A 14,172-nucleotide genomic window follows, 5' to 3' on the forward strand; every position below is an offset into this window, starting at 1 on the left:
GCGCAATCGCTTTTTACGAAAGCGCTTTTACCGCTTCGCAGCCACTTTATGCGAAAGCGCCGTGCCGAGCATTTGAATCAATTCGACCATCAGCAAAATCACGATGACGGCGATCGCCATGATTTCGGAGCGAAAGCGCTGGTAGCCGTAGCGGATCGCCAAATCTCCGAGCCCGCCGCCGCCGATAGCGCCCGCCATCGCCGAATAACCGATCACGTTGATGACCGTCAGCGTCACACCGTCGATAAGAGAAGGCAGCGCTTCGGGGATGAGCACTTTAAAAATGATCTGCATCGTCGTCGAGCCCATCGCGCGGGCGGCCTGTACGACGCCTCGATCCACTTCTTTGAGCGCCGATTCGATAATGCGCGCAACGAAGGGAGCGGCCGCAATCGAAAGCGGAACTATCGTCGCCTTTGTTCCTATGCTCGTTCCGACGAGAACGCGGGAGAGCGGAAAGAGTACGATCATCAAAATGATAAACGGAAACGAGCGGAGCGCATTGACGACCCTCGTTAAAATCTGATACAGCGCCGGACGCGGACGGATTCCCGACTGCGGATCGCTCGTACACAAAAGGATGCCGAGCGGAAAACCGAGCAAAAGGCTGAACAGCGTCGAAAAAACGACCATGACGGCAGTCTGCGCCGTAGCATCGCGTACGAGAATTATTATTTTATCGATATTCATCCGTCATTCTCCTTCGACCGAAACGCCTTCGCTTTTCAAATACGCGATCGCTTTTGCAACTTCATCGGCATCGCCTGCGATATCGGTTATAAGCGTGCCGACGCGGCTTTCCGAAAGTTTTTGTATACCGCCCGCGCGTATGTTGAATTCGACGTTGAATTTTTGCGCCATGCGGCTCAGCACGGGCTCGTCGGTGAGCGTGTCGGTAAAGCGCAAAACGTATTTGCCGCCGCACTCCGACCAGCGTACGATGCCGCCGTCGGCACCCGCTTCTTTCGTCGGCGTCAAGTTCAGCAAAAAATCCTTCGTCACATCGCTTTTCGGATGCAAAAAGATATCGTTTACCGTGCCCTCTTCGACGACGCTCCCCTTATCGACGACCGCAACATAACTGCACGCATCGCGCACGACTTCCATCTGATGCGTAATCATCACGACGGTGAAATTCATTTGGTTTTGTATTTTTCTTATTAAATTTAAAATCGATTCCGTCGTCTGCGGATCGAGCGCGCTCGTCGCTTCATCGCAAAAAAGGATATCCGGTTTTGCCGCAAGCGCACGCGCAATCGCAATGCGCTGCTTTTGTCCGCCGGAAAGCGTGCTGATCGGAGCGTTTCGGCGGTCGGCCAAATCGACGATGGAAAGCATTTCCGTCACCCGAGAAGCGATTTCCGCTTTCGGCGTACCGCATATTTCAAGCGGGTACGCGACGTTTTGCCCCGCAGTGCGCGAACTGAATAAATTGAAATTTTGAAATATCATGCCGATCCGCCGGCGCCGGGCAATGAGATCCGAAGGCGAAAGATCGTCGACGCGATTTCCGTCGTAAAACACTTCACCCGAATCCGGTTTTTCGAGCAGGCTTATCAAACGCACGAGCGTCGATTTTCCCGCACCGCTTTTTCCGATAATGCCGAAAATCGTATTCGACGGAATCGAAAGGCTTATATCGCGCACCGCATTTATTTCGGAACCGTGCGCACCGCCTTCATAGGTTTTAACAAGATTTTTTAAGCGGATTTCCATCAATGCGCCGCCTTTTGTTTTCGCGCGTCTCCGTCCGGATACAAGCCGTCGACCATATATTTTTCGGGGATCTTCGCAGGCTTGCCGTCTTTGACGCTCGCCCACGTGACATCGGCTTCGACGCAGACGGTTCCGTCTTTTTTGCGCACGACCTGATGAAAGGTTCCCTGAATGACGCCGAGCTTTACCGGTTCGACATCGACGAACAACTCGTCGTCGAGAAAAGCCGACGCTTTATAATAGATATCGATATGTGTGATATACAGATAATAGCCGTCCGCGACGAGATTTTTATAATCGAAATCGATTTGATGCAGGTATTCCATTCTTCCGTATTCGAGGAAGTTCAAATAAACCGCATTGTTTACGTGGCCGTACGCATCGCATTCATAAGTGCGTACGACAAGAGGTGCCGTATATTTCATGCCGACAGTATAAATAAAAAGCGCACGCGCGACAACACATAAAAATGGGTAATTGGTAATGGGTAATCAGGCCGGTATCCGTTACCCCGTTATCATTTAATAACGGAATCGACCAAGCGTTTAAACGCTTCATCCTGCACGACGCCGTCGAAGGCTATGCCGGAAGCGATCGAAAAAACGCCGTCTTTTCCTTCGACGATGACGTTCTCCGAAGCGGGCGAGAGGTTTTGTATTTTTTCTTCATGCGATGCAAACGACGTAAACGAAAACGGAACGGCGCCTTTTTCTTTTTCAAAGGGCTGAATATCCTCCGCATCGCCGGCATCGCCGTCAGCGGCCATCCGGCTTTCCGCGCTTACATCCGCGGCAAAGGGAATGCCGGCATACGCGGCATCTTCTTTTTTCGGAGAGTTCCGGCTTTCGTCTTCTTTCCGTTCTTCATCGAGAAATAAAAAGTTCGGCGCGGAAACGACATCGAAATCGATCGGTTTCGCTTCTTCCTGCGAGACGCAGGCTTTTTTCGGCTCGCCCAACTGCAGCGGTTCGGCAAATATATCCTCTTCGGGTGAGGAAATATCGCCCGCCCCGTCCATAAACAAATCGATATCGACGTCTTCCATTGCGGGCATTACGGTATCGGTTTTCGAAAGCGGTGCGGATTCCGCGGCGATCAAATTATCAAAAAAGGCGCCTTCTGCTTTCGCCGCAGCGTTTACCGGTTCGATATTTCCGTCGAATAAATCGTCGCTCGTCGCACTTTCTTCACCCATGCGTATTTCACCGAACGCATCGATTTTTTCATCTTCGGGGATTTCTTCATCGCATGCTTTAAAATCCGCCGTATCCGCAGTTTCGCGTTCGGAGTTTTTGTGCACGTCTTCATCGCTTCGGTTTTCAGCGGCCGCTTTTTCGTCCGATCCGTTTTTTTCACGCGATTGCGCTCCGCTCTCATTTTCAAAGAACGCTTCTTCCGTTTCCGTCGCCGCGTTTACTATCTCCGTATTCGTTTCAAAAAATCCGTCCGCTTCGATACTTTCTCTTCCGAGCGATATTTCCGTCGGTTTTTCGTCGGGCGTTTTTTCCGGCGCGGCGTTATACGGAGTCCGTACCGCACCGCTGCGCAAAATCTCTTCGAGCATTCTGCGTATCTCTTTCGAATCCTGCAAAGCGCTTGTTTCGGACGCATCCTTTTTGACGCTCAGCGCACCGATGATTTCTTCCCAGCTTTTATCGATAAGCGCATTCGTTTCTTCGGAATGCCGTTTCGCCCGCTTTCCGAGACTCTCTTTAATAGCTTCGGAAACGTCGTTTTTTCGAGATGCGATTTTTTGAGAGACGTCAGCCCAATTTATATTTTCTTTATTTTCAAAATATTCGTTGATGAGCGCAAGCTGAAAGCGTTTCACTCTGTCGCGGATGACGACCATATCGTCGCGGCGCAGATTGAACAGCATAAAGATCGTGAGAAAGAGCGTAATAAAAACGCACGTAAGTAAAAGAAACTGTACCGTATGCGGCATGATAAATATCGAATCGCGGTAAATGCCTGCCGTTTTAATAAATCGGCTGCGGTTGCTCGAAATCAAAATCCAATACGATTCTTTCGATTCACCGCCGCTTGCAGGGATCACGGCTATCTTATCGGGACCCGTCGAATTGTCTCTCCAGCGCGCGACCGCTTCCCGTTCGATGTCGTCGCGTCCGAGGGAGGGCATGCCGAACACGAATCCGCCGATCGCTCCGCTGCTGTCGGAAATCAGATCGCCCGTATTCGCGACGGTCGTAAGATTCCGCGCGATAAGCATGCGATTGAAATCCTGTGCGTTGATGTAAAAGATCATCGTACCGCGATATACACCGTACGGATCGTAAAACGGAAACGCGAACAATATTCGGTTGTCTTCCCCGTCGAACACGATACGATACCGCTGTCCTTCGACGGTATCGGGCACCGAAACTTTAAAAAACGCGAATTCGTCGTCGCCGAGCGGCGTGCGCAGTTCATCGTAATTTTTATATATGCGCATGCTGTCGGTTTGCTTGAGTATGTCCGACGGATAAGTGCTGAAATGAACGCTGCGTCCGTTAGCGTCGATGAGACGGATTCCGTCGAGTCCGCTCACTTCGGAAAAAAGAGCGGCGGTTCTGCGCGTACGCTGCTGCACGTCGCTGTCCGTCGGAGAGGTTAACGCATACGAAGCGATCGATCGATCGGATAGATATGCGTTTTCTCCCGTATCGAATTGTTCGAGAAGCGTATTGATGTAGGTTTCGCTGCATTCCGCGACCGAATCGAGCTGCTTTCGAATATCGGCTATCTTCGCCGGCTCGTAAAACCGCGCTTCGATTTTGGAAAAAAGCCCCGCAAATGCCGCAACGACAAAGCATGCAAATATAACGACTGTCGTTACAATGCTTACGGCGATTTTTTGTCCTGAAGTCACTTCGTCCTATCTCCTCTTACAGTATCGGCATAAAACGGATAAAAATCCAGCGGCATTTCCCGTCCGTTCCGCACGGCAAAACATCGCCGTAATTACGTATTCTCCGATACTTTCAAAACGCGGCGTTTATCCGTATAATGGCGCGATGGAAGAACTGCAAAAAGAAGCGGAACGAAAAATCCGCTGCGTGCTCGTCGGAGAGCCGGGCAACGATCTTCGAGAACTCAAAAGCCTTATCGACACGCTCGGCATGGAAACCGTTTCGGCGATTACGCTTTCACGCCTTGAAGTACAGCCGGCATACGGCATGGGCAAAGGCAAAGCCGAAGAAATCGCAGCGGGTGCGAAAGAATGCGAAGCGGACTGCATCGTCTTCGACTTTACGCTCGAGCCGACGAAGCAGCGCAACTGGGAAAAGCTTTCGGGCTTGCCTTCTTTCGACAGGGAAGAAGTGATTTTGCGCATCTTCGCTTCGCGCGCGCAAACGCATGAAGCGGTTTTGCAAGTCGAACTCGCCCGCCTCGAATATTCGCTGCCGCGTCTCGCGCATATGTACGGCGATCTGGCAAGGCAAAGGGGCGGCAATTACGGCGCGAAAGGTTCGGGAGAAAAACAGCTCGAACTCGATCAGCGCCAAGTGCGCGAAAAAATCTTCCGCGTCAAACGGGAACTCAAAAGCGTCGCCGCAGGGCGCGATACGCAGCGCAAGCGGAGAAGCAAAGTTTCCGTTCCGTCGTGCGCGCTTGTCGGCTACACGAACGCCGGAAAATCGAGCTTATTGAACGCGCTTACGGGAGCGGACGTATTCGTCGAAAACAAATTGTTTGCGACGCTCGACCCGACGACACGGCGCATGCGGATAAAAGACGGGGGCGAGATTTTGCTTACCGACACCGTCGGCTTTATCTCCAATCTTCCGCACACGCTCGTCAACTCGTTCAAATCGACGCTCGAAGAAGCGGTGCGCGCCGATCTTTTGCTCATCGTCATAGACGCTTCGGATGCGAATGCGGAAAATCAATACGAAACCGTGTGCAGCGTACTCGGCGAAATAGGAGCGGTCGAAAACGAGCGTCTCGTATTATTAAATAAAATCGACGCGCTCGAAAAAGACGGCGGAAGACTTGCCGAACTGCGCGCGCAATTTCCCGATTCTCTGTCCATAAGCGCAAAAGAAAAGACGGGCTTCGACGAACTCGGCGATAAAATTGCGGGCGCACTGTTCGGAAAACGCTGCGAATGCGTACTGCCTCAGGACAAAAGCCCGCTCCTTGCCGGCATACGCAAAAGCGGCCGCATTTTAAGCGAGCAATGGCTCGAAGACGGCGTACACGTAACGGCCTATGTACGCGGGAAATCACTTGCCCTCATCGCGCCGTATCTGGTAGAGTAACGTATGCAATCGATATTAAATCGCGTGCTCGCCGTCATCGCTTCTCTTTTGGCGGCGGCGATCGTCATCGGAACGCTCGTGTCGTTCGCGCTGAAAAAAGCGCACCCCGGAAAAAATATCCGCACTCCCGACCCGTCCCCGCTTGCCGTTTCGTCGATGAGCGCGCCCGACAACACAAAGCTCGACGCCTTTACCGGACTCGGAAGGCTGCGCGCGGCGACAAAGCCCGATCCGAAAAAAGCGGCCGGCGGAACTCCCCTCGTCGTCACTCCGTGGTTTCCCTATCCCGCAGGCGACAGGGCTTTTTACGAAGAGCTTTCGCAAAAAAGCACGATCATGAGAGCCGTCATCACGGAATATTTTTCAAAGTACACGGAAGACGAACTGCTCTCACGCGGTGAAGAAAAAATCAAAGCCGACCTGCTTGCAGCACTCAACGAACGCCTTTCGCTCAACAAAATTCAAGCGATCTATTTTTCGGATTATCTTTTTATCGAGTAGACGTCATCGACTTTTGAAACAGCCCCTATCGCAGCAGGCCGAGCGGATTTACCGTCTTTCCGCCTTTAAAAACCGTAAAGTGCAAATGCGGTCCCGTACTCAACCCCGTATTGCCGACGCGGCCGATGCGCGTATTCATGTCGACGTTTTGTCCGCGCACGACGAGCACCGCACTCATGTGTCCGTAAAGCGTTCGATAACCGGAATGATGAGAGATGATGACATAATTACCGTAAGTTTCGTTGTAGCCGACGGCGGCGACGCGCCCCGGAAGAGATGCATACACCGGCGTACCGTGAGGAGCGGCCATATCGATACCCGAATGGAACGAACGGGAACCGGTAAAAGGACTCTTCCGCCAACCGTAATACGACGACAGCCAATAGCGTCCGTGCAGCGGCCTCCTGAACAAATCCCCGTTGATCTCCTGTTTTGTAACCCAATCGAGCTCCGCGTCGGGAACGAAAATCGTAACGCCGGAATCCATCGCCGCATTTTTGGAAAGCGAATTGACGAGCGCACACTTATCCGCGCTCACTTCGAATTTCGCAGCGATTGTTTCGGGCGTTTCTCCCGTTTTCTTGACCGTATACAAAATGCCGGGCATCGACGGGATCTTCAAATATTGCCCAACCTGCAAAAGACGCGATTGACGGATGGCGTTTACGCTGATAATCGTATCCTGCGTTACGCCGAACGTATCGGCGATGATACCGATCATGTCGCCGGATTTGACGCGGTAAGTAAAATACGTAAGTTCCTTTGCCGCCGTTTCGCTTTCAGGAAGCAGCGCGGCAGCCGAAGCGATATCTTCGTCGGAAGCGGAGGAGTCGGTAACAGAGAGGACATCTTCGGAAAATTTTGGAACGCCCGGCGTTTCAAGTCCGCCGACGCCGTTTTCGGTTCGAGCTCCGCCGATGAGCGCCGCACCCGCGGCACAGACGGCAGCTCCGAAACAAAACGCCGCAACACTGCGGAACACGAGCCGTCCGCGCGGAGAGGGAATGAGCGTATACAATACATCGCGCAACTTTTTTATCATACTGTCCGCCGCTTTTTTTACACAGTCTATGAACATAGATTTTACCTCAAATCGCCGCAAATATCAATCGCGTATCCGCCCGCCGCCGCACTTCCGGCAGCACCCTGCCGTTTGCGCGGAAAACCTCACACTCGTTGCAAGTACCGCGGCAGCACGTCACTTTTTCCCGATACCGACAAGGTAGGTTTCGAACGATTCCGAACGGCACGCCGAAGGTTTAAACCCCTTCGCCGATTCGAACATACCGCGCATCTTTTGCAGCAGCGCCTGCTGACTGCCGTTTTGAAAAATCTTCACCGCAGCATTGCCGCCGATTTTCAGCATCGTTTCGGCATACCACAACGCCATATCGACCAGCTGTTCCGAGCGAGCCGTATCGACGATGCGGTTGCCCGTCGTAAGCGGGGCGGCATCGCTCACAACGATATCGTAGGGCCCGAGCGATCGTATCTTTTCTCTGACCGCCGCATCGTTCAAATCGCCTTGAATAAAGGTTACATTATCGCCCTTGACGTTTTTTGCAAGCTCGTTCAAATCGCACGAAACGATATGCCCTTCCCCGTTAAACTTCCGCAGTAAAAACATCGTCCAGCTGCCCGGAGCCGCCCCCAAATCGAGTGCAGTGCAGTTTTTCGGATTCCGAATAAAGTCGAATTTTTCGTCGATCTCCTGCAGCTTGTACACCGACCGCGCAGGATATCCTTCGGAAAACGCTTTTTTCGACCAAAAATCCGGCTCCGCGTAAGCCTTCGATCGTTTTGCAGACATATCATATGAATTTCGGCATAAAACGGATATTTCATGAGGGAAGTCAATCTAAGGGACGACGCGTATCTGCCATCCCGCCCTCCGTAACTCCGCTTCCGCTCCGGCCGCATTCGCGTCCGCTTCGCGTTACTCCGGTCGGGCGTAGGCGTAACGTGAACACAGCGCATTTTTTAAGAAGCCGCACCGCCGCGCGCATCCAAAGGAAGGCGTTGTTTGCGCCCCGTTAATGTTGTATATTATATGTATGGACAGCGTATTTTCTTCACGCCTTGCACGGATCGAAACCTCTCTCGAAAACGCGCTCGCATCGGATGCGGCATGGAAGTTCGCCTCTTTCGGCTCTCTTTCAAGCGGCGTTCGGGACACACACATCGATTGCCTTACGGAACCGTGCAAAAACCTCATCGCGCTCGGAGGAAAACGCTGGCGGCCGCTTTTGCTCGTGCTGTGTGCCGAACACGCGCGCGCTTTTTACGGCAGCCGCTCTCTCCTCACCGAAGACGAAACGTATTCGCTTGCGCCGCTCGTCGAATTCGTGCATACGGCAAGCCTCATCCACGACGATATCGAAGACTCGTCCGATATGCGGCGCGGAAAGCCCGCAGCGCACATCGCCTACGGTATCGACGCCGCGCTCAATGCCGCTTCATGGCTCTATTTCGAAGCGCCCGTGTGTATCGACCGCCTCACAGCTTCCCCCGAAGTAAAGGCGAAACTCTACGCGCTTTATGCGAACGAAGTGCGCCGCCTCCATCTCGGACAGGCAGCCGATATTTTGTGGCACAAAAATCGGGAGCTTTTTCCGTCGATCGAAGAGTATTCGGCGATGGTGCAAAATAAAACGGGAACGCTCGCATCTCTCGCGGCAAAAGCGGGCACATTTGCGGGCGGCGGAAGCGATGAAGAGATCGAACGTGCCGGAAAGACGGCCGCCGAAATCGGAGAGGCTTTTCAAATACTCGACGACGTACAAAATCTCACTACGGGAAACCCCGGTAAAAAAAGAGGCGACGACATCGTCGAAGGGAAAAAAAGTCTGCCGGTGCTGCTGCACATAGAATCGCACCCCGAAGATAAAGCGCGCATCGCACGATTTTTTGCCGAAGCGCATGACGGCGGCATCGATTCGCCTGCGGTCGAAGCGTGCATTTCGCTCATCGAACGAAGCGGCGCCGTCGAAAAGGCGTTTGAAAAAGGGAAAACGCTTGTCAAGGAAAAGAGCGCCGAACTTGCTTCGCTTTACGGCGCATCGGGCGAAGATACAACGCCGCAGCCGATCATCGATTTATTCGCTTCAATGATAAAAAAACAGGAAGCGGATTATGTACGGGAGAAAATGCATGCTTAATGAAACGGCGGAAAAGCTCAACAATCAGGCGATCATCCTCGCTTCGCACGGAGACTACACCGAAGCGATCGCATGCTTTGTGCGCGCACTCACGATAGAAAACGACAATTCACTTTTGTGGTTCAACCTCGGCATCACGTACCGCGACGCGGGCAATTTGGAAAATGCACGCGGCGCGCTTACAAAAGCCTATGCGCAAAACTATACCGACGAAGAAATCGTCGAAGCGCTTTCACTCGTGTGCTTCGGACTCGGCGATTTTGCCGCCGCGCTCTATTATTGCGAAGAGGGACTTGCGTACAATCCGGAAAATCCGCATCTGTGGAATACGCTCGGCGTCATCTGCTTTAACCGGCAAATGCTTACCGCAGCCTGCGACGCGTTCGAACACGCAGTCGCGCTCAATCCCTATTATTACGACGCGCTTTTCAATCTCCGCGACACGTACAAAGAACTCGGAAACGAAAACGGCGCAAAAGAATGCTCAAGACGTATGAAAGAAATCGAAAAACACGGAGTACCGAAATGAACACGGAATACATCGTCACCTCAGCGGATTCGAATACCGTTACCGTAACGCCTGCGGAAAACGGCAGCGCGTGCGCAACCTGTCACGCAAACTGCAAATCGTGCGCACTGCACATCACTGTGGCAAACACAAAACGATTCGACGTAAAGCCCGGTCAAAAAGTTCGTATCGGACTGTCCGCAAAAGACGAAGTTCGGCAGAGCTTTTTGTCGCTCGCCCTTCCCGTACTTGCCGCCGTTTTGGGGTTTTTCGCCGCATCCCCGATCGCGGCCCTTTTCAATATACCTGCAACCGAACAGCTGCGCGCTCTTTGCGTACTCGTTTTCCTTTTTGCCGCCGGTTTTTCCGTCATGCTTTTCGCAAAAAAAAGACGGAACCCCGAAAAGCTCGACATCGCGGCCGTGTATCGATAACGCGAATACCGATGTGCTCCGAATCGGAGCCGAAGGGATTACAATGTATCGAGAACCGGCATATCAATAACGCGGACTCCGCCGTGTATCGATAGCACCGGCACCCCTATCGACGGCACACCTACGTTGCCGTATTCTGCGCGTATCGCTCACTTCAAATGCGCGCGAACGAGTTCGTTTATTTTTTCGGCCATGCGCTCGAGCGGCACTTGTTCCTGTACCGCCCCCAATTCCCATGCGACTTTCGGCATACCGTATACGATCGACGACGCTTCGTCCTGACCGATCGTCCACGCACCCTGTTTGCGCATTTCGGCAAGCTGCGCAGCTCCGTCTCTTCCCATACCCGTCATGATCACGCCGAGCGCATGATTTTGGTAAACCTTCGCAACCGATTCGAAAAGGTAATCGGCGGAAGGACGATGCCCGTTTCTCAGCGGATCCTGCGAAAGCTTAATAACAAAGTCCGTTCCCTGACGTGCGACATAGATATGATAATTGCCCGGCGCGATGTAGACGTGGGCAGGCAAAATAAGATCTCCGTCTTTCGCTTCCGTAACGTCGAGCGGACAAATTCGGTCGAGACTGTTTGCGAATTCGGCGGTAAAGCCCGCCGGCATATGCTGCACGACGAGGATCGGCAGCGGAAAGTGCACATCGATGTCTTTAAAAATATCGCGGAGCGCATTCGGGCCTCCCGTGGAAATCCCGATCGCAACGACTTCGATACGGCCGCCTTCGCGAATCGGCACAATGACGGCGGGTTCCTTGTTTTTTTCCGCATTCCACAGCGCGGGCGCAATCGCAGGATTTTTCGAAGCGTCGATACCTTTTTTTTCGGCGACGAACCGCTCGGCTTCACGCATCTTCAGCTGATGCAAAAAATAATCGGGCTCGTGCGTATCTTTTCCGTGAGAGCGCGCGTATGCGCAGCCGTAAGAAGCGATCAGTTCTATGAGGTGTTCGGAAATCGCCGTCAAATCCGTCGAAACGGTTCCGCCGGGCTTTGTGATAAAATCGCTTGCACCGAGTTCGAGGCATTCCATCGTGACGGCCGCTCCCTCCGTTGCAAGGCTCGACAAAATGACAACAGGGATATCCCAGCCGCGTTTTTTGCGCTCTTTTAAAAATTCGACGCCGTCCATCACCGGCATTTCTATGTCGAGAATAATTACATCAGGTTTTACGAGCGGAATTTTATCGACGGCAAACTGTCCGTTCATCGCCGTCGCCGCAACGTGCAAACCTTCGATTCCATCAACGATGCGCGTCGCTAAATTGCGTATCAACGCGGAATCATCGCAAATAAGTACTTCGATGTCGTCCATTTTATCTTCCTGTTTTATATATGTCCCCGTTCAGCGTTATTCCATTTTTTGGTACAAGCACGCCCAGTCGGTTTTTAAAAATTCAAACTTCGTTTTCATACCGAAAAGCGATTCCGAATGCCCGATAAAAAGATACGAATGCGGCGCCATCGCGTCCCAAAATCGCTTGATGACCGCCGCCTGCGCCGCTTCATCGAAATAAATGAGCACATTACGGCAGAATACGATATCGAAATCGCGTTTGCCCGAATCGTGACTGAGATTGTGATAGTCGAAATTGATCGTGTCCATGATGTCTCGATTGACTTGGTATCCGCCCGACGATTTTGTAAAATACTTTGCAAGGTAGTCGGCCGGCACGCCGTCCATACGGTTGTCCGCATAAAATCCGAGCCGTCCCACCATGAGCGACTTGAGAGAAATATCGGACGCGGTAATTTTAAACGTGAATGGAGGAGGTAAAATCGTTTTTAAAATCATGGCGATCGTATACGGTTCTTCGCCCGTCGAGCAGCCCGCACTCCACACGCGTATCACATCGGATCCGTGCTGCTTTTTATAATCGATGAGATGCGGTACGACATAATTGATAAGCGCATCGAAATGAGGCTGAGTCCGAAAAAAATGCGTCAGATTCGTCGTTACCGAATCGAGCATCTCTTTCATCTCTTCTTTGTTCTGTAAAATCAGCGTATAATATTTTGCTACGGAATCGAGTTTTTTTTGCCGTAAAAGTTCTCTGATGCGGCTGTCCAAAACGGAACGATTCGTCCCTGAAAATGTAATACCGCTTTCGTCGTAGATAACCTTACGAAACATTTCAAATTCCGCATCGCTCAATAGATCCGGCATAAACGTTATCTTACCGTATTTTTTGCTTTATAGCTAGTAATGTTTTTTTGCAAAACGCAAAGGAAATGCGTACGCGGCGCATCCGTATTTCGTATCGCGCCACGAAAGGAAATCTTCGACGAGACCAGCCGATTTTTTTGAAACGCTCGTGAGCCGCCGCGCTCCGGCGGCACTTTCGCCGTCGCCGATGACGAGCGGGTCGATATAGCGCATCTTTACGTCGAGCGATACGCAAAAGTGATCGGGCAATGCGTCATCCGTATGTTCGATGCGCGTCATCGTTCGGAACGTTCGCCAGCGCTTAACGAATTCTTTTTGCGGAGCGGAAGCCGACGGGTTACGGGAAGCGGCGTCACGAAAATCTTCACTTGCCGTGTCGGAAAGCGTACGTACGTTCCGGGAAGCGGCGCACACAATATCACGGTTGCATCCGGACGCACCTTTGCCGTGCAAATCCCCGTTTGCCGCAGCTCCGCCGTGTACAGTATCGTTCGCCGCATTTTCGCTTTGCACGCTTTCACTGAAAGCATCGAATCGGGCGACGATTTCGCGCTCGGTTTTTTCATAGCAGTCTTTTTCGGCGATCAAACCGATCGCGATCGCGCGGTCGACGATATCCGAAAGCAGCTTGAGTGCAAGTTTGTTTTCGTTGAGCTGCAGAATGTGTCCCGTACGGCAAGTTTTTTCACAGTAGGTTTCCGCAATTTTTTGCGTTCGAAAGCCGAGCTCACGTTCTCCGTCTTCGTTGATGCAGATCGCGATGTCGCCGTAGGCTTCTGCGATTTCGGAAAGCGTCCAGCTTCCTTCGAGCGCGGCTCCCGAAGGAAACATGTACTCGAGTCTGTCAGCCGAAAGACGCGGGAGCTTGTTGTCCGCAAGCGGATAGACGTGATAGTCGGCGACTGCATCGATCGAAATACCGTCGGATTTGAGCATAGCGTAAAGGGCATCGTCGTTTCGGATCATCGATTCGTTTTCGTTTTCCGTCGATTCCTGCGTAAGCGCGTCTCCGTTTCTGAAATCCGCAACGTGACTGAAAACGGGCGTCGAAACGTCGTGCAAAAAGCCTGCGAGCGTTTCAGCTCGGTCGTGCGTAAAGTGCCACAATATGAGCGCAACGCCGACGCTGTGATCGAGCCGCGAATAAAAAAATCGATTTCGATAGAGCGGCGTCCAATCCGTACCGCACAAAAGCCCTATGCCCGAAAGCCGCTGCAAAATCGGGAGATCGACATACTTATTAATAAATTCGGGAAAATCCGAAGAGAGGATGCGGTGATATGATGCGATCGGAAAATCCGTATTTTTCGAAAACGCGGACAGCATAAGGGGCCACGTCATATCGTTGAATCGATTTTTTCGCATGGCGTCATTATAGCACGATTTTGCGCTTGATTAAATCGACCGATTGAA

General features: G+C 52.1%; 14 protein-coding genes. 5 read left to right on the top strand and 9 right to left on the bottom strand.

Annotated features, from left to right (window positions below; all coding sequences use genetic code 11):
• Nucleotides 1-27: 27 nt before the first annotated feature.
• The 4 genes from HRI97_RS10515 to HRI97_RS10530 form a co-directional block, all read right to left on the bottom strand.
• Nucleotides 28-690 (bottom strand): methionine ABC transporter permease, encoded by a 663-nt coding sequence (locus HRI97_RS10515; protein WP_253725401.1) that lies wholly within the window; start codon nucleotides 688-690, stop codon nucleotides 28-30.
• 3 nt (nucleotides 691-693) lie between these two features.
• Nucleotides 694-1,716, bottom strand: coding sequence for a methionine ABC transporter ATP-binding protein (locus HRI97_RS10520; protein WP_253725402.1), 1,023 nt, complete (start codon nucleotides 1,714-1,716; stop codon nucleotides 694-696).
• Nucleotides 1,716-2,141 carry an acyl-CoA thioesterase gene (locus HRI97_RS10525; RefSeq protein ID WP_016521914.1) on the bottom strand — a complete coding sequence of 142 codons (426 nt, stop codon included), beginning with the start codon at nucleotides 2,139-2,141 and terminating at the stop codon, nucleotides 1,716-1,718. Before HRI97_RS10525 ends, HRI97_RS10520 begins: the two co-directional genes overlap by 1 nt.
• A gap of 92 nt (nucleotides 2,142-2,233) precedes the next feature.
• Complete coding sequence (locus HRI97_RS10530; protein WP_253725403.1) at nucleotides 2,234-4,585, bottom strand: hypothetical protein; 2,352 nt, start codon at nucleotides 4,583-4,585, stop codon at nucleotides 2,234-2,236.
• Nucleotides 4,586-4,730: 145 nt separating this feature from the next.
• Here HRI97_RS10530 and hflX point away from each other — a divergent pair, with 145 nt between their 5' ends.
• Together hflX and HRI97_RS10540 are read left to right on the top strand one after the other, a co-directional pair.
• On the top strand, nucleotides 4,731-5,978 hold the full coding sequence (gene hflX / locus HRI97_RS10535) for a GTPase HflX (RefSeq protein WP_253725404.1): 1,248 nt from the start codon (nucleotides 4,731-4,733) through the stop codon (nucleotides 5,976-5,978).
• A gap of 3 nt (nucleotides 5,979-5,981) precedes the next feature.
• Nucleotides 5,982-6,479 (top strand): flagellar basal body-associated FliL family protein, encoded by a 498-nt coding sequence (locus HRI97_RS10540; protein WP_253725405.1) that lies wholly within the window; start codon nucleotides 5,982-5,984, stop codon nucleotides 6,477-6,479.
• Nucleotides 6,480-6,504: 25 nt separating this feature from the next.
• Here the strand turns inward: HRI97_RS10540 and HRI97_RS10545 are convergent, their stop codons facing one another.
• Together HRI97_RS10545 and HRI97_RS10550 are read right to left on the bottom strand one after the other, a co-directional pair.
• The gene (locus HRI97_RS10545) at nucleotides 6,505-7,521 is read right to left on the bottom strand and encodes a M23 family metallopeptidase (protein ID WP_253725406.1); all 1,017 of its coding nucleotides are present in this window, start codon (nucleotides 7,519-7,521) and stop codon (nucleotides 6,505-6,507) included.
• A 156-nt stretch (nucleotides 7,522-7,677) separates the two neighbouring features.
• Nucleotides 7,678-8,289 (bottom strand): RlmE family RNA methyltransferase, encoded by a 612-nt coding sequence (locus HRI97_RS10550; RefSeq protein ID WP_253725407.1) that lies wholly within the window; start codon nucleotides 8,287-8,289, stop codon nucleotides 7,678-7,680.
• Nucleotides 8,290-8,533: 244 nt separating this feature from the next.
• On the opposite strand from HRI97_RS10550, the gene HRI97_RS10555 reads away from it, so the two are divergent.
• From HRI97_RS10555 to HRI97_RS10565, 3 genes are read left to right on the top strand one after another with little or no spacing between them, the layout of a single operon-like run.
• A complete protein-coding gene (locus HRI97_RS10555; RefSeq protein WP_253725408.1) occupies nucleotides 8,534-9,637 on the top strand; it encodes a polyprenyl synthetase family protein in 1,104 nt (367 codons plus the stop codon).
• Nucleotides 9,630-10,166 carry a tetratricopeptide repeat protein gene (locus tag HRI97_RS10560; RefSeq protein WP_253725409.1) on the top strand — a complete coding sequence of 179 codons (537 nt, stop codon included), beginning with the start codon at nucleotides 9,630-9,632 and terminating at the stop codon, nucleotides 10,164-10,166. The genes HRI97_RS10555 and HRI97_RS10560 overlap by 8 nt, the downstream gene beginning before the upstream one ends.
• Nucleotides 10,163-10,579: a SoxR reducing system RseC family protein gene (locus tag HRI97_RS10565; protein ID WP_180485063.1), complete on the top strand. Its 417-nt coding sequence runs from the start codon at nucleotides 10,163-10,165 to the stop codon at nucleotides 10,577-10,579. The genes HRI97_RS10560 and HRI97_RS10565 overlap by 4 nt, the downstream gene beginning before the upstream one ends.
• A 149-nt stretch (nucleotides 10,580-10,728) precedes the next feature.
• On the opposite strand, the gene HRI97_RS10570 is transcribed toward HRI97_RS10565, so the two are convergent.
• Genes HRI97_RS10570 through HRI97_RS10580 form a run of 3 tightly spaced genes read right to left on the bottom strand, consistent with a single transcriptional unit; the run spans nucleotide 10,729 to nucleotide 14,124 of the window.
• A complete protein-coding gene (locus HRI97_RS10570; protein WP_253725410.1) occupies nucleotides 10,729-11,907 on the bottom strand; it encodes a protein-glutamate methylesterase/protein-glutamine glutaminase in 1,179 nt (392 codons plus the stop codon).
• A gap of 36 nt (nucleotides 11,908-11,943) precedes the next feature.
• The gene (locus HRI97_RS10575) at nucleotides 11,944-12,759 is read right to left on the bottom strand and encodes a CheR family methyltransferase (protein ID WP_253725411.1); all 816 of its coding nucleotides are present in this window, start codon (nucleotides 12,757-12,759) and stop codon (nucleotides 11,944-11,946) included.
• A gap of 33 nt (nucleotides 12,760-12,792) precedes the next feature.
• On the bottom strand, nucleotides 12,793-14,124 hold the full coding sequence (locus HRI97_RS10580; RefSeq protein WP_253725412.1) for a hypothetical protein: 1,332 nt from the start codon (nucleotides 14,122-14,124) through the stop codon (nucleotides 12,793-12,795).
• Between the last annotated feature and the right edge of the window lie 48 nt (nucleotides 14,125-14,172).

This window comes from Treponema socranskii subsp. buccale, from assembly GCF_024181585.1.
Classification (GTDB): domain Bacteria; phylum Spirochaetota; class Spirochaetia; order Treponematales; family Treponemataceae; genus Treponema_D; species Treponema_D buccale.

What these genes read in the sequence shown, in the direction of transcription:
- HRI97_RS10515 (WP_253725401.1), bottom strand. Translation starts at nt 690, where the DNA reads ATGAATATCGATAAAATAATAATTCTCGTACGCGATGCTACGGCGCAG.
- HRI97_RS10520 (WP_253725402.1), bottom strand. Translation starts at nt 1,716, where the DNA reads ATGGAAATCCGCTTAAAAAATCTTGTTAAAACCTATGAAGGCGGTGCG.
- HRI97_RS10525 (WP_016521914.1), bottom strand. Translation starts at nt 2,141, where the DNA reads ATGAAATATACGGCACCTCTTGTCGTACGCACTTATGAATGCGATGCG.
- hflX (WP_253725404.1), top strand. Translation starts at nt 4,731, where the DNA reads ATGGAAGAACTGCAAAAAGAAGCGGAACGAAAAATCCGCTGCGTGCTC.
- HRI97_RS10540 (WP_253725405.1), top strand. Translation starts at nt 5,982, where the DNA reads ATGCAATCGATATTAAATCGCGTGCTCGCCGTCATCGCTTCTCTTTTG.
- HRI97_RS10545 (WP_253725406.1), bottom strand. Translation starts at nt 7,521, where the DNA reads ATGATAAAAAAGTTGCGCGATGTATTGTATACGCTCATTCCCTCTCCG.
- HRI97_RS10550 (WP_253725407.1), bottom strand. Translation starts at nt 8,289, where the DNA reads ATGTCTGCAAAACGATCGAAGGCTTACGCGGAGCCGGATTTTTGGTCG.
- HRI97_RS10555 (WP_253725408.1), top strand. Translation starts at nt 8,534, where the DNA reads ATGGACAGCGTATTTTCTTCACGCCTTGCACGGATCGAAACCTCTCTC.
- HRI97_RS10560 (WP_253725409.1), top strand. Translation starts at nt 9,630, where the DNA reads ATGCTTAATGAAACGGCGGAAAAGCTCAACAATCAGGCGATCATCCTC.
- HRI97_RS10565 (WP_180485063.1), top strand. Translation starts at nt 10,163, where the DNA reads ATGAACACGGAATACATCGTCACCTCAGCGGATTCGAATACCGTTACC.
- HRI97_RS10570 (WP_253725410.1), bottom strand. Translation starts at nt 11,907, where the DNA reads ATGGACGACATCGAAGTACTTATTTGCGATGATTCCGCGTTGATACGC.
- HRI97_RS10575 (WP_253725411.1), bottom strand. Translation starts at nt 12,759, where the DNA reads ATGCCGGATCTATTGAGCGATGCGGAATTTGAAATGTTTCGTAAGGTT.
- HRI97_RS10580 (WP_253725412.1), bottom strand. Translation starts at nt 14,124, where the DNA reads ATGCGAAAAAATCGATTCAACGATATGACGTGGCCCCTTATGCTGTCC.